This window comes from Tessaracoccus lapidicaptus (assembly GCF_001693815.1).
In the GTDB taxonomy this organism is placed as follows: domain Bacteria; phylum Actinomycetota; class Actinomycetes; order Propionibacteriales; family Propionibacteriaceae; genus Arachnia; species Arachnia lapidicapta.
Window position 1 is genome coordinate 226,288 of record NZ_MBQD01000020.1, and the last position, 15,062, is coordinate 241,349.

Below are 15,062 nucleotides of genomic sequence, written 5' to 3' on the forward strand. Positions count from 1 at the left end.
CGCTGTCCGTGAGCCCGGGCGGCGGCGGGTAAGGTGGGGTCGCGTCGCGCGGTCTGAGGGATGGAGGGCACTGGTTTACATGGCGGACAGTTTCGTTCACCTCCACGCCCACACCGAGTTCTCGATGCTCGACGGGGCGGCCCGGGTCAAGGACCTGTTCGCCAACGCCGAGCGCATGGGGATGCCCGCGCTGGCGATCACGGACCACGGCAACCTCTACGGCGCCTACGAGTTCTACAAGACCAGCAAGAACTATGACGTCAAGCCGATCATCGGGCTCGAGGCGTACCTCACGCCGCGCACGCACCGCTCGGAGCGCAAGCGGGTCCAGTTCGGCGACGGCACGGGCGACGACGTCGCCTCCAAGGGCGCCTACACCCACATGACCATGTGGGCGGCCAACCCCGAGGGCATGCACAACCTGTTCCGGCTGAGCACCCGCTCGTCGTTGGAGGGGTTCTTCTACAAGCCGCGCGCGGACCGGGAGCTGCTGAACCTCTACGGCAAGGGCCTCATCGCCACCACGGGCTGCCCCTCGGGGGAGGTCCAGACGTTCCTGCGGCTCGGGCAGTACGACAACGCGCGGGCGGCCGCCGCCGAGTTCCGGGACATCTTCGGCGCGGAGAACTTCTACGTCGAGCTCATGGACCACGGCCTGGACATCGAGACCCGCGTGCGCCACGACCTGCTGCGCCTGGCCAAGGACCTGCAGCTGCCCCTCGTGGCCACCAACGACCTGCACTACGTGCACGCCGACGACGCCGACGCGCACGACACGCTGCTGTGCGTCTCCGCCGGCTCGCGCAAGGCGCAGCAGGACCGTTTCCGCTTCGACGGGAACGGCTACTACCTCAAGTCCGCCGAGGAGATGCGGGCGCTGTTCCGCGACCTGCCCGAGGCCTGCGACAACACCCTGGCGATCGCCGAGCGCATCGAGACCTCGTTCGACGAGGGCATGGGTACCTACATGCCGAAGTATCCCGTGCCCGAGGGCGAGACCGAGGACACGTGGTTCCACAAGGAGGTCGAGCGGGGCCTCCACGAGCGCTACCGAGGCAACATCACCGACGAGGTGCGCCAGCGCGCCGAGTTCGAGACGTCCATCATCGCGTCGATGGGCTTCACCGGCTACTTCCTGGTCGTCGCGGACTTCATCAACTGGGCCAAGAAGAACGGGATCCGGGTGGGCCCGGGCCGCGGCTCGGGCGCGGGATCGATCTGCGCGTACGCGCTGCGGATCACGGATCTGTGCCCGCTGCAGCACGGCCTCCTGTTCGAGCGGTTCCTCAACCCCGAGCGCGTCTCCATGCCGGACTTCGACATCGATTTCGACGACCGCCGCCGCGCCGAGGTCATCGCCTACGTCAGCGACAAGTACGGCTCGGACAAGGTCGCCCAGATCATCACCTACGGCTCCATCAAGGCCAAGGCCGCCGTCAAGGACGCCGCCCGCGTCCTCGACATGCCGTTCGCGATCGGCGAGCAGATCACCAAGGCCATGCCGGCCGACGTCATGGGCAAGGGCGTGCCGCTGGCGGAGCTGTTCAACGAGTCGCACAAGCGCTACGCCGAAGGCAACGAGTTCCGCGAGCTGTACCAGTCGTCGCCCGACGTGCGCACCGTCGTCGACACCGCCAAGGGCTTGGAGGGACTCAAGCGCCAGTGGGGCGTCCACGCGGCCGGCGTGATCATGAGCTCGGACCCGCTCATCGACATCATCCCCCTGATGAAGCGCGAGGCCGACGGCGCCATCATCACCCAGTTCGACTACCCGGGCTGCGAGTCGCTGGGCCTGATCAAGATGGACTTCCTGGGGCTGCGCAACCTCACGGTCCTCGACGACGCGGTGCGCAACATCAAACTCAACCGCGGCTTCGACCTCGACCTCGACACCCTCGTCGACGACATGACGGACAAGGCCTCCTACGAGCTCCTGGCCAGCGGGGAGACCCTCGGCATCTTCCAACTCGACGGCGGCGGCATGCGCACGCTGCTGCGCCAGATGCAGCCGGACAACTTCGAGGACATCTCCGCCGCCCTCGCGCTGTACCGGCCGGGGCCGATGGGCGCGCAGTCCCACACGAACTACGCGCTGCGCAAGACCGGGCTGCAGGAGATCGTGCCGATCCACCCGGAGCTGGCCGAGCCGCTCGAGGACATCCTGTCGACCACCTACGGGCTCATCGTCTACCAGGAGCAGGTCCAGCAGATCGCCCAGCGGGTGGCCGGCTACTCCCTGGGCAAGGCGGACCTGCTGCGCCGCGCCATGGGCAAAAAGAAGAAGGAGGTGCTCGACGCCGAGTTCGTGCCCTTCTCCGAGGGCATGAAGGCGAACGGCTACTCCGACGGCGCGATCAAGGCGCTGTGGGAGATCCTCGTCCCCTTCTCCGACTACGCGTTCAACAAGGCCCACACCGCCGCCTACGGAGTCATCTCCTACTGGACGGCCTACCTCAAGGCCAACTACCCGGTCGAGTACATGGCCGCGCTGCTGCAGTCGGTGCGCGACGACAAGGACAAGTCGGCGATGTATCTCGCCGAATGCCGCCACATGGGGATCGCGGTGCTGCCGCCGGACGTGAACTCCTCCGAGGTCATGTTCACCCCCGTCGGCGAGCACATCCGCTTCGGCCTGGGCGCCGTGCGCAACGTGGGCGACAAGGTCGTCACGGCGTGGGTGGAGGAGCGCAAGAAGCTCGGCCCCGCCACCGACTTCCACGACTTCCTCGACAAGGCGCCGCTGCTGATGTGCAACAAGCGCGTCATCGAGTCGCTGATCAAGGCGGGCGCGTTCGACGAGCTCGGCCACACCCGCCGCGCCCTCATGGGCGTATTCGAGAGCGCCGTCGACCAGATCATCGACGTCAAGCGCAACGCCGAGAACGGCCAGGACGGATTCGACTTCGGCTTCGACGTGGGCGACGGCGACACCGCGTCGTCGGCCGCGCACGGGCAGGTCCCGGACGTCGACGAGTGGGACCGCCGCACCCGCCTGGCGTTCGAACGCGAGATGCTCGGCCTCTACGTCTCGGACCACCCGCTCAACGGGCTGGAGCACGTGCTGCAGACCAACAGCGACCGGCCCATCGCCGCCGTCGCGGCCGGCGACGGCTACCGCGGCCCCACGAAGCTCTGCGGCCTCATCACGTCGGTCAACCGGCGGGTCAACAAGGCCGGCAACATCTGGGCGCAGGTGGTGCTCGAGGACCTCACCAGCTCCATCGAGGTGACCGTCTTCCCGCGCGTCTACGACCAGGTCGCGCAGCACCTGGCGCCCGACACCATCGTCGCGGTCGACGGTGTGGCCGAGTCCGGCGAGGACCGCGGGCGCATGCGTGCGCAGAACGTCATCGCCCCCCACATGAGCGCCGAGGGCGCCGTCGGGCCGCTGGCCCTCACACTCCCGGCCGTGCGCTGCACGCCCGGCGTGGTCAACCGCATCAAGGAGATCCTGGCCCAGTACCCGGGGGCGGCTGAGGTGCACCTGCAGCTGCGCACCGGCGACAAGGTCAAGACGTTCCGGCTGGGCGACGGCTTCCGCGTCGAGCTGACGTCGGCGCTGTTCGCGGACCTCAAGGCCGTGCTGGGCCCCAGCTGCGTGGGCGTGGGGAGGGATCAGTCGTGAGCGACGATGTGCTCGTGGTCACCCGCCAGCGGCAGCTGGCGGAACTCTGGGGCGTCACCGCCTGGCGCGTCGTGGCCAACGTGCTCGTGGCCGTCGTCCTCGGTGTGGTCGGCGGCCTGCTGTGGAGCTGGGCGACACCGCTGCCGAGCTACGTCGTCGGCGACGACATGACGGCCACCATCACGGAACGCGGCAACACCTCGATCGTCGTCACGGACGTCGCCTACACCTTCATCACCGGTGCGGTCGGCCTCGTCTTGGGCGTGCTGGGGTGGCTGTCGCTGTACCGCAAGGGCTGGGTCGTCATCGTCGCGCCGCTGCTGGCGTCGCTGGCCGCCGCGGTGGTGACCTGGCGGGTGGGGCTGCTCGTGACCGAGGGCGGGTTCGTCGAGCGCCTGGCCCGCGCGGAGGCGGGCGACGTCGTCCACGTCGACCTCGCGCTGCGCTCTGCGTCGGCGCTCCTGGTGGCCCCGTTCGCCGCGATCACGCCCATCATGCTGCTGGCGGCCTTCTGGCCGGAACCGCGCGTGGACCGCGGCGACGCCCCCCGGGACTCCTCCGACTAGACTTGGCCCTCGTGCTCAGGGTTCTAGATCTGACCGGCCTCGACGGCCCCTACCGCGACCACCTCCCCCGGGGGTCCTTCGACGTGGAAGCCGCCGTCCACGTGGTCCAGCCCATCGTCGCCGGCGTGGCGCAGCGGGGGGAGGCCGCGCTGCGCGAATACTCCGAGCGCTTCGACGGGGTCGTGCCCGAGTCGCTCCGCGTCCCAGCCGCCGACCTGGCCCGCGCCGCCGAGGAGCTCGACCCCGAGCTCGCCGCGGCCTTCGCCGAGGCCATCCGCCGCCGCCGCCAGGTGGCCGAGGAGCTGGAACGCGACGCGGCACCCGCGCCCGCCATCCTCGCCGACGGCGCCCGGGTGGGCCTGCGCAACATCCCCGTCGACCGCGTTGGCCTGTACGTGCCGGGCGGGCTGGCGCCGCTGGCCTCCAGCGTCATCATGAACGTCGTCCCGGCCCAGGTCGCCGGCGTCCGGTCCATCGCCGTGGCGTCGCCGCCGCAGCGGGAGTTCGGCGGCCTGCCGCACCCGAACATCCTGGCGCTGTGTCACCTGCTGGGCGTTGAGGAGGTGTTCGCGGTGGGCGGCGCGCAGGCGATCGCCATGTTCGCGCACGGCGTGCCCGGGCTCTGCGAGCCGGTGTCGCTGATCACCGGCCCCGGGAACATCTACGTCGTGGCGGCCAAGCGGCTGGTCCGCGGCCTGGTCGGCATCGACTCGGAGGCCGGCCCGACCGAGATCGCCATCATCGCCGACGACAGCGCGACGCCCGCCTACGTGGCCGCCGACCTGATCTCCCAGGCCGAGCACGACCCGCTCGCCGCGTCGGTCCTCATCACCGACTCCGTGTCGCTCGCCGAGGCGGTGCAGCAGGAGCTGCAGCGCCAGGTGCCGGCCACCAAGCACGTCGAGCGGATCACCACCGCCCTGACGGGTCAGCAGTCCGCGGTCGTGCTGGTGCGCGACGTCGACCAGGCGGTCGCCGTCGCCGACGCCTACGCCGCCGAGCACCTGGAGATCCAGACGGTCAACGCCGAAGCGGTGGCCAACCGCATCCGCAACGCCGGCGCCATCTTCGTCGGCGACCACTCGCCGGTGTCGCTCGGCGACTACTCCGCGGGCTCGACCCACGTCCTGCCCACCGCCGGCTGCGCCTGTCACTCCTCGGGGCTGACGGTGCGCTCGTTCATCAAGACCGTGCACGTCATCGGATACACCGCCGACGCGCTGCTGGCCATCGCCGACGGCGTGGAGCGGTTCGCGCTGGCGGAGGACCTGCCGGGACACGCGCAGGCCATCACCGTGCGGCGGCCGCGATGATCACGCTGGCGGACCTGCCGCTGCGCGCGGACCTGGTCGGGCAGGAACCCTACGGCGCGCCGCAGCTCCAGGTGCCGGTCGTGCTCAACGTCAACGAGAACCCGTACCCGCCGTCGCCGCTCATCCGGCACGAGATGGCCGCGGCACTCGTGACGGCGGCCGGCACCCTCAACCGGTACCCGGACCGGGAGGCGACCCAGCTGCGCGCGGACCTGGCCCGCTACCTCGGGCACGGCCTCACCGCGGACCGCGTCTGGGCGGCGAACGGATCCAACGAGATCATGGCCCACCTGCTCACCGCGTTCGGCGGGCCGGGGCGGCGCATGCTGACCTTCACGCCCAGCTACTCGATGTACCCGGAGTACGCCCGCAACACCTGCACCGAGTTCGTGACCGTCCCGCGCCGTGCGGACTTCGGGCTCGACGCCGGCCTGGTGCTCGACGCGATCCGGGAGACCGAGCCGACCGTGGTCGTCATCGCCACGCCCAACAACCCGACCGGGACGGTCGTGGGCCTCGACGTCATCGACGAGGTCTGCTCCGGCACCGAGGCGATCGTCGTCGTCGACGAGGCCTACCAGGAGTTCTCGAGCGGGCCCTCGGCCCTGGAACTGCTCGACCGGCACCCCCGGCTCGTCGTGTCCAGGACCATGTCCAAGGCGTTCGCCCTGGCCGGCGGGCGGGTTGGCTACCTCGCCGCCGACGCGGCCATCGTCGACGCCTGCCGCATCGTGCGGCTGCCGTACCACCTCAGCGCCCAGACGCAGGCCGTGGCCCGCGTCGCGCTCGCGCACGCCGACGAGCTCCTGGCGCAGGTGCGGCAACTCGCCGCCGAGGCGCGCGGATTCGAGGCGTGGGCCAAGGGGCGCGGCTACGCCGTGATCGACTCGCAGGCCAACTTCACGCTCATCGGCCGGTTCGCGGACCGGCACCAGGTGTGGCAGGACCTGCTGGACCGCGGCATCCTCATCCGCGAGACCGGACCCGACGGCTACCTGCGCGTCTCGGCCGGCACCCCCGAGGAGATGGCCGCGCTGCGCGCGGCCCTCGACGACCTCTTGCCCACCATCGAAGGGACCACCCCGTGAGCCGTACCGCGACCGTCAGCCGCACCACCAGCGAATCGAGCATCACGGTGACCGTCGACCTCGACGGCACCGGAGCCTCGACGATCTCGACCGGCGTCGGCTTCTACGACCACATGCTCACGGCCCTGGCCCGGCACTCGCTGATCGACCTCACGGTCGAGGCCACCGGCGACCTCCACATCGACGGGCACCACACGATCGAGGACACCGCCATCTGCATCGGCCAGGCGCTGCGGCAGGCGCTCGGCGACAAGTCCGGCATCCGCCGCTTCGGCCACGCCGTCGTCCCGCTCGACGAGGCGGTCGCCGACTGCGTCGTCGACGTGGCGGGGCGCCCCTACGTGGCGTGCAGCGGCGAGCCCGACGGCCAGGTCTACGCCCTCATCGGCGGCTCGGGCGTGCCCTACGCCGGGTCCATGACCTACCACGTCGTCGAGGCGCTCGCGCTCAACGCGGGGCTGTGCATCCACCTGACGCTGCTGCGGGGCCGCGACCCGCACCACATCGTCGAGGCGCAGTTCAAGGCCCTGGCCCGCGCGCTGCGCGAGGCCGTGGAGATCGACCCGCGCGTCACCGGCGTGCCGAGCACCAAGGGTGCGCTCTGAGCGGCAGGGTCGGGCTGCTCGACTACGGCTCGGGCAACCTGCACTCCGCCGCGCGGGCGTTCGCGGGCGCGGGGGCGGACCTCGTCGTCACGGCCGACCTGGCCGAGCTGCGGCGGTGCGACGCGCTCGTGGTGCCCGGCGTCGGCGCGTTCGCGGCCTGCATGGCGGGGCTGACCGCCGCCGGGGGAGTCGAGCTCATCGCAGAGTGGGTCGAGGCCGGCCGCCCGCTGTTCGGGATCTGCGTCGGCCACCAGGTGCTGTTCGAGGGCGGCACCGAGCACGGCGTCGACACCGCCGGCCTCGGGCTGTACCCGGGGCGCGTCGTCCAGCTGGACGCCCGGCGCCTGCCACACATGGGGTGGAACACCGTCGACGTCGGCGAGGGCAGCCGCCTGTTCGCGGGCCTCGAGCGCGAGCGGTTCTACTTCGTGCACAGCTACGCCGCCCTCCACGGGCCCGACGACGCGGTCGTGACCACGGCCACGCACGAGGGCGCGACGTTCGTCGCCGCCGTGGAGCGGGGGCCGGTGTCGTCGACCCAGTTCCACCCGGAGAAGTCCGGGGCGGCCGGCGCCGCCCTCATCGCGAACTGGCTCCGCTCCTGGTAGCCGTCGGCTCCTCGGCCGACGGGGGGCGGCCCGGCGGCTTTGGGCTAGGGTTGGGCGTCGTGGAGAAGTTGCAGTTGTTGCCCGCCGTCGACGTGCAGGACGGCCAGGCCGTCCAGCTGGTCCAGGGGATCGCGGGGACCCAGAAGGAGTTCGGCGACCCGCTCGAGGCGGCCCTGCGCTGGCAGCGCGGCGGCGCCGAGTGGCTGCACCTCGTGGACCTCGACGCCGCGTTCGGCCGGGGATCCAACGCGGAGCTGCTGCGGGGCATCGTCGGCCGGCTCGACCTCAACGTCGAGCTCTCCGGCGGCATCCGCGACGACGCCTCCCTCGAACGCGCCCTCGCCACCGGCGCCCGCCGCGTGAACATCGGCACCGCCGCGCTCGAGAACCCGCAGTGGTGTGAGCGGATCATCGGCGAGTACGGCGACCGGGTCGCCATCGGGCTGGACGTGCGCGGCGAGAACCTCGCCGCCCGCGGCTGGACCACCGAGGGCGGCCCCTGGCCGGAGACGCTGGACCGACTCGTCGCCGCCGGCTGCGAGCGCTTCGTCGTCACCGACGTGCAGTCCGACGGCATGCTCAGCGGCCCCAACCTCGAGTTGCTCACCGCCGTGGCCCGCCGCAGCGGACAGAAGGTCATCGCCTCCGGCGGCATCGCCACCCTCGACGATCTGCGGACCCTGCGCACGCTGGTCGACGACGGCGTCGAGGGCGCCATCATCGGCACGGCCCTCTACGTCGGGCGCTTCACGCTGGAGGAGGCCCTCGCCGTCGCCGGGGGCGACGTCGATGCCTAAGCCGCCGGCCAGCACCTTCGGGGACGTCACGCCCCGGACCATGCACCTGCCGCCGCCTCTCGAGGGCCGCATCGCGGACCTGCTGGGCGGCAAGAAGATCGTCATGACGGGCGTGACCGGCTTCATCGGCGAACAGCTGCTGTGGAAGGTCCTGGGCGAGTGCCCGGGCACGACGACCGCCGTCCTGGTGCGGCCCAAGGGGTCCGTCACCGCCCACCAGCGGGTGGCAGGCCTCCTGGGCAAGAAGATCTTCAAGCCCATCGTCGAGGCCGCGGGCGGGGTCGAGGCGCTCATGGCGGCGCGGGTCGAGGTCATCGAGGGCGACCTGCCCAACGTGCCGGACCTGCCGCGCGACCTCGACGTGCTGCTGCACTGCGCCGGAGACGTGTCGTTCGACCCGCCGATCGACCAGGCGTTCATGACCAACGTCATCGGTACCAAGGCGCTGCTGACGAAGCTGCGGGAGGCGTGCTCCGACGAGGACGGCACCCTGGTCAAGATCCCGCACTACGTGCACGTGTCCACGGCCTACACCGCGGGCCGCCGCCGGGGGGCCATCCCCGAGGCCGCCCACGTGCACGACGTCGACTACGAGGCCGAGACGGTCGCGGCGCTGGCCATGAAGGACCACATCGAGGCGCGCTCCCGCGACGCCGGCCAGCTGACGGTGCTGCGGCGCCAGGCGGAGGAGCTGCACGCGAAGGCCGGCTACCTCACCACGTCGGAGGACACCGAGCGCCGCCGCCAGGAGTGGGTGAAGAACGAGCTCATCGCCGCCGGCACCGAACGCGCCCGCTCGCTCGGCTGGACCGACGTCTACACGTTCGCGAAGGCGCTGGGGGAGCGCGTCGTCGCCGACCTTGGGCGCGACTTCCGGGTGTCCATCCACCGGCCCGCCATCGTCGAGTCCTCGTTGCGCTACCCGTACCCCGGGTGGATCGAGGGGTTCAAGATGGCGGACCCGATCATCCTCGCCTACGGCCGCGGCCAGCTGCCGGAGTTTCCGGCCTCGCCGGACGCGGTCATCGACATCATCCCGTGCGACTACATCGTCAACGCCATCCTCGCGGTGTGCGCCACGACCCCCGAGGTGGGACGCGTCGAGTACTACCACGGCAGCTCCGGCGCCCGGAACCCGCTCACCTTCCGCGGCATCTACGAGCACGTGCGCCGCTACTTCGCCGAGCATCCGTACACCACCGGCCAGGGCTCCACGCCGCTGGCCACCTGGACGTTCCCGGGCCCGGAGCCGATCGAGAAGCTCATGTGGGTCGGCAACCTCGGCATCAAGGCCGGCAACAAGCTGCTCAGCTTCGCGCCGCGCAGCAAGACCACGCGGCGCTGGGCGCAGCAACTGGACAAGGGCGCCAAGCAGCTGGAGTTCCTCACCAAGTACTTCACGCTCTACGGGGAGTACCTGCAGTCCGAGCTGCACTTCGTCGACGACCGCGCGTTGGCCCTGCACACCTCGCTGCACCCCGACGACAAGGAGATCTTCGGCTTCGACTCCGCCGCCATCGACTGGCGCCACTACATGGAAGAGGTGCACATCCCGGCCATCACGAACCCGGTACGCCGCCTCGAAGCCGCCCGCAAACGGCGGCAGGCCCGCGCGGCGACGTTCAAGGACCTCAAGCCGGCCGAGCCGGGAACGGTCCTGGCCGCGTTCGACCTCGACGGCACCGTCATGGCCACCAACGTCGTCGAGACCTATCTGTGGGCCCGCCTGCCGGAGCTCAGCCCCGCCCGCCGGGCCGCTGAGGTCGCGCGCGTCGCCGCGCAGCTGCCGCTGTACCTGGGCGCCGAACGCCGGGACCGCGGGCGCTTCCTGCGCTCGATCTACCGCCGCTACGCCGGCGCCGACCTCGCCGCCCTGGAGGAGTACGTCGACGAGACGCTCGCGCCGCAGATCCTCGACCGGATGTCGCCCGACGCCATCCGCCGGATCCGCGAGCACCGCGACGCCGGGCACACCACCATCCTCATGACCGGTGTCATCCGGCCGCTGACCAGGCCCTTCGAGGGCCTCTTCGACACCATCGTCGCCGCAGACCTCGCCACCGACGCCTCGGGGCGCTGCACGGGGTTCCTCAGCGGCCCTCCGATGGTCGGCGAATCCCGCGCGGCGTGGCTGCACCACTACGCCACGCTGCACGGCATCGACCTCGGCCAGTCCTACGGCTATGCCGACAGCCACGTCGATCTGCCCATGCTCAACACCGTCGGCAACCCGGTGGCGGTCAGCCCCGACATCGGCCTCATGCGCGCGGCCCGCGCCAAGGGATGGTCCATCATCGAGTGGCCCGCCATGTCGCCGCTGCCGCGCTGGAGGATGTCGTGAACGGAAAGGAAGCCTGATGTCTCGTCCCGGATTCGTGCTGGAGGTCGACGACAAGACCCCGCCGCTGCTCACGATGGCCGGATCGGACCTCCGACTGGAGCGGTTCGGGCTCGGCACCTCGGTGGTCTACCCGGCCGACGCGGTGGCCTCCACGGACCCCGTGGGGCTCATCGACGCCGCGCTGACGGCCCCGGCCGGCACCCACCCGCTGGCGGCGCAGCTGAAACCCGAGACGCGCCTCACCGTCGTCGTCGTGGACACCGACCGACCCCTGCCGCGGCCCGATTTCGACGTCCGCCGCGCGCTGGTCGAGCGGGTCCTCGAGACCGCGGCCCGGGCCGGGGTCGACGACGTCGAGATCGTCATCGCCACCGGCCTGCGTCAGCAGTGGAACGCGGCACGCATCACCGAGGTCCTCGGCGACCGCGTCGCGACGTCGTTCCTGCCCGACTCCCTCGTGTCCAGCCACGACGTGACCTCGTCCGACCTGGTGGCCGTCGGGGACGCTGACGGGCACCCCGTGCGCCTGAACCGCCGTGTCGCGGAGTCGGATCTCGTCGTCCTGGTCTCCGCGCGCACCGACGCGGCGTCCGACTGCCCCATGGTGGCAGGGCTCACCGACGTGGAGACGCTGTCGCGCATGGGCGGCGTCGACCGCGACGACGCGTTCTGCGGGCGCGTCGAGGCCGTCGTCCACGAGGCCGTGACCACCTTCGCGCTCGTCGCCGTCCTCGGCCAGCCCCTGCTGGGCCGGCCGCTGCGGTTCGCCTCCAAGCGCGAGTGGGAGTGGACCCTGGCAGACCGCCTGGCCTTCGCCGGCAGCCGGCAGATCGTCGCGGCGCTGCCCAGGCAGGGCGCGCAACTCCTGCACGGCAACCCCCGCGCCGACTACGCGGTCGTCGACGTGCTGGGCGGCGAGTACCGCCGCGTGTTCGCCGACTCGCGGCTGGTGTGGCGGGCCGCCAACGCCGTCGAGATCGGCGCACAGGCCGACGTGCTGGTCACCTCCGTGTGGGGCGCGTCCATCGACGAGGGCGATCCGGTCGGGTCGCCGCTGAGCGCCGCGCACCACGCCCTGGTCACCCGGGCGGGCGCGCACCTGGGGACCTCGGCGGTGCGCGACGGCGGCGCGGTGATCGCGTTCCACCCGCTGCGGCGCCGGTTCTCGAACCGCCGCCAGTCCGCCGCGGCCGACTTCTTCGCGACGGTCCTCGCGGCCACGACCGACCCGGCGGAGATCGCGGCCACCTACGAGGCCCGCGCGATCGACGACGAGTGGTACCTCGACCTGTACCGCAAGCAGTTCGCCGAGCACCCGCTGCGCGTGTTCCACGAGTGGTACGCCACTGCCCGCGCCGCGGCCCGTCTCTCGGACGTCATCTGGGTCGGCGGCGACCGGCGCAGCGCGGCGCTGCTGGGTCACCGCGCCGCGAGCACGTACGCCGACGCGCTGGAGATCGCGTCGAACTCCGTCGGAGCGGCCCCCGCCATCACGGTGCTCCACGGCCCGGGCCTGGCCCTGGGCGACGTGCGATGACCCGGCGGCTGCCCTCCTGGGCCCAGCCCCGACGGGAACGCCGCACGCCGCGGCTGACGTGGCCCGCGGACGTGGCGATGGCGCTCGGGCAGAGCCTGCGCCGGTCCCGCCCGGGCGGCGCCCCGCCGCGCCCCGCCGTCGAGCGCCCGCAACTGAACCTGCGGGCCACCCTGTCCGGCCGGCACCTGCTGCTGCGCCTGCTGGGGCTTCGTCTCGACGTCGAACTGGTCTCGGCCGACTCGCTCGCCGGACTGCAGCAGCCGATCATCTTCGCGGCCAACGAACAGGGCGCGCTCGATTACCAGGTGCTGCAGTGGGCACTGCCGGCGCGCCTCCGGCCGACCATGATCGCGCCGTCGCGCGCGCTGGCCCGGGGGCGCAACATCGTCGTGTTCGCCGACGAACCGGTCGGGCGGCGCCTGGTGGGGGAGTTCTCCACCGTGGCGGCGGACCTCGCCAACCAGCACGGCGTGCCGATCGTGCCCGTCGGGGTCGTCGGCACGTTCAAGCTGAAGGACATCCTCAAGCTCGCGCTGCGCACCCGTCCGAAGGTCTCGATCCGCTTCGGCGCACCGATCTACTCGCGGGGCCGGTCGCTGACCCAGGCCACCGCCGAGTTGCAGGCGAGCGTCGAGGAGCTCGTGCAGGAGGGCGACCTCTCCTGGTGGACCGTGCAGCGCCGCCGGCCCGGCGGCGTGACCGGCTCGGGCGCCCCCGCCGCGCCCCGCTGGCGACGGCTCTGGGACCAGGCGGCCCCGACCGAGACGACCGACCAACGGATCTGGCGGTAACCGGACTCATGGATGTCTACGTGGAGCCGCACCTGTCGTGGCGCCTCCTCGGACCGGACGACGCAGCGGAGCTCGACCACTTCCGCGGCCAGCTCGACGCGCTCGAGGACTCGGTCCTCACCGGCGTCGCGGCGGGGATCACGGACCGCGACCTCATGGTCGTGTCCGCCGTCGGCGGGTTCGACCACTACCAGTCCATGTCCGCCTACGGCGTGGTGTACCTCGCCGAGCTCGACCCGCTGCGCATGTACGTGATGGGCGGCGTGCACCCCACGCATCGGCACCTGCACATCGGCACGGCGCTGCTGTCGTGGCAGGTGACGCAGGCCACCGCGTGGCGCGACGAGCACCGCCCCGGGGTTCCGCTGTGGCTGGGCTGCTACGCCGAGATGGGCCGGCCCGGTCTCGAGCGGGTCGCCACCCGCCTGGGGTTTGCCGCCGAGCGATACTCCTACGACCTGCACCGTGACCTGACGCGGCCCATCCCGTCGCGCCCCGTCGACGGCATCGAGTTCGTCCGCTTCACGCCCGACCGCTCCGACGACGTGCGGTGCCTGCACAACGTGTGTTTCGCGGGCATGGGCAAGGAGGTGCCGGCTGAGGTGTGGACCGACCGCCTGGAGGACCCCGACTTCCGGCCCGGCTGGTCCTACTTGGCTGTGGCGGGCGGCCGCGTCGTCGGCTACGCCATGAGCGGCACCGCCGAGGCGGAGGACGGCCGGCCGCCGGTCGGCTGGATCGAGCGCTTCGGTGTGCATCCCGACTTCCGCGGCCGCCACATCGCGCTGGAGTTGATGAGCCGCTGCCTGGGCGCCATGCGTGACGAGGGCTGTGTCGAGGCCGGTATCGGCATCGACACCCCTGACGGAGTGGGGGTCAAGCGCCTCTGCGCCGAACTCGGCTGGACGACACGCGACGCGGTGGCCCTGCTCACGAAGGTGGTCCCCTGAGCCCGCGATAAGCTGTCGGGCAGCATTGACCAGCACGGACGAGAAGGTGGGCGACGGATGAGTGGCCATTCCAAGTGGGCGACGACCAAGCACAAGAAGGCGGTCATCGACGCGAAGCGCGGCAAGCTCTTCGCGAAGTTGATCAAGAACGTCGAGGTCGCGGCCCGGCTCGGCGGCGGGGACCCGGCGGGGAACCCGACGCTGTACGACGCCATCCAGAAGGCGAAGAAGTCCTCGGTGCCCAACGACAACATCGACCGCGCCGTCAAGCGCGGGTCGGGTGCCGAGTCCGGGGGCGCCGACTACGAGACGATCATGTACGAGGCCTACGGGCCGGCCGGCGTGGCCATGCTCATCGAGTGCCTCACCGACAACCGCAACCGTTCGGCCTCCGACGTGCGCGTCGCGGTGACCCGCAACGGCGGGACCATGGCCGACGTCGGCTCGGTGCAGCGGCTGTTCTCCCGCAAGGGCGTCGTCACCGTCCCCAAGCAGCAGGGCGGCCGCGACATCAGCGACGACGAGCTGCTGGAGGCCGCGCTCGAGGCCGGCCTGGAAGAGGTCGACGACGACGGCGACGTGTGGGAGGCCGTGTGCGACCCCAACGACACCGTCGAGGTCCGCAAGGCCATCGAGGCCGCCGGCCTGGACTACGACTCCTCCGAGGTGCAGTTCGTCGCGTCCTTCGACCAGGAGGTCGACCAGCTCGAGGTCGCCCAGAAGGTTCTGCGGATCATCGACGCCCTCGAGGACTCCGACGACGTCCAGAACGTGTACACGAACCTGGACTTCACCCAGGAGGTCGCCGAGGCCCTCGAGTCCGAGGACTGACCGGCCGACG

12 protein-coding genes are annotated in these 15,062 nt (G+C 71.5%); all 12 read left to right on the forward strand.

Features of this window, described 5'->3' with window-relative positions:
• Nucleotides 1–79: 79 nt before the first annotated feature.
• From dnaE to BCR15_RS06400, 12 genes are read left to right on the forward strand one after another with little or no spacing between them, the layout of a single operon-like run.
• Entirely contained in the window at nucleotides 80–3,625 is a 3,546-nt protein-coding gene (gene dnaE / locus BCR15_RS06345) for a DNA polymerase III subunit alpha (RefSeq protein WP_068751344.1), read from the forward strand.
• Nucleotides 3,622–4,191, forward strand: coding sequence for a hypothetical protein (locus BCR15_RS06350; protein WP_078919570.1), 570 nt, complete (start codon nucleotides 3,622–3,624; stop codon nucleotides 4,189–4,191). Before dnaE ends, BCR15_RS06350 begins: the two co-directional genes overlap by 4 nt.
• Before the next feature lie 11 nt (nucleotides 4,192–4,202).
• A complete protein-coding gene (gene hisD / locus BCR15_RS06355; RefSeq protein WP_068751345.1) occupies nucleotides 4,203–5,504 on the forward strand; it encodes a histidinol dehydrogenase in 1,302 nt (433 codons plus the stop codon).
• Nucleotides 5,501–6,592, forward strand: coding sequence for a histidinol-phosphate transaminase (locus BCR15_RS06360; RefSeq protein WP_068751346.1), 1,092 nt, complete (start codon nucleotides 5,501–5,503; stop codon nucleotides 6,590–6,592). The genes hisD and BCR15_RS06360 overlap by 4 nt, the downstream gene beginning before the upstream one ends.
• On the forward strand, nucleotides 6,589–7,197 hold the full coding sequence (gene hisB / locus BCR15_RS06365) for an imidazoleglycerol-phosphate dehydratase HisB (protein WP_068751347.1): 609 nt from the start codon (nucleotides 6,589–6,591) through the stop codon (nucleotides 7,195–7,197). The genes BCR15_RS06360 and hisB overlap by 4 nt, the downstream gene beginning before the upstream one ends.
• Nucleotides 7,194–7,805, forward strand: coding sequence for an imidazole glycerol phosphate synthase subunit HisH (hisH, locus tag BCR15_RS06370; protein ID WP_068751485.1), 612 nt, complete (start codon nucleotides 7,194–7,196; stop codon nucleotides 7,803–7,805). The genes hisB and hisH overlap by 4 nt, the downstream gene beginning before the upstream one ends.
• Before the next feature lie 59 nt (nucleotides 7,806–7,864).
• Nucleotides 7,865–8,602, forward strand: coding sequence for a bifunctional 1-(5-phosphoribosyl)-5-((5-phosphoribosylamino)methylideneamino)imidazole-4-carboxamide isomerase/phosphoribosylanthranilate isomerase PriA (gene priA / locus BCR15_RS06375; protein ID WP_068751348.1), 738 nt, complete (start codon nucleotides 7,865–7,867; stop codon nucleotides 8,600–8,602).
• On the forward strand, nucleotides 8,595–10,943 hold the full coding sequence (locus BCR15_RS06380) for an HAD-IB family hydrolase (protein WP_078919569.1): 2,349 nt from the start codon (nucleotides 8,595–8,597) through the stop codon (nucleotides 10,941–10,943). Before priA ends, BCR15_RS06380 begins: the two co-directional genes overlap by 8 nt.
• Nucleotides 10,944–10,959: 16 nt before the next feature.
• Nucleotides 10,960–12,480, forward strand: a complete 1,521-nt coding sequence (locus BCR15_RS06385) for a lactate racemase domain-containing protein (protein WP_068751349.1) — start codon at nucleotides 10,960–10,962, stop codon at nucleotides 12,478–12,480.
• Nucleotides 12,477–13,271, forward strand: a complete 795-nt coding sequence (locus BCR15_RS06390) for a hypothetical protein (RefSeq protein ID WP_068751350.1) — start codon at nucleotides 12,477–12,479, stop codon at nucleotides 13,269–13,271. Before BCR15_RS06385 ends, BCR15_RS06390 begins: the two co-directional genes overlap by 4 nt.
• Before the next feature lie 20 nt (nucleotides 13,272–13,291).
• A complete protein-coding gene (locus BCR15_RS06395; protein WP_141680053.1) occupies nucleotides 13,292–14,221 on the forward strand; it encodes a GNAT family N-acetyltransferase in 930 nt (309 codons plus the stop codon).
• Nucleotides 14,222–14,278: 57 nt separating this feature from the next.
• Nucleotides 14,279–15,052, forward strand: a complete 774-nt coding sequence (locus BCR15_RS06400) for a YebC/PmpR family DNA-binding transcriptional regulator (protein WP_068751352.1) — start codon at nucleotides 14,279–14,281, stop codon at nucleotides 15,050–15,052.
• The last annotated feature ends 10 nt before the right edge of the window (nucleotides 15,053–15,062 follow it).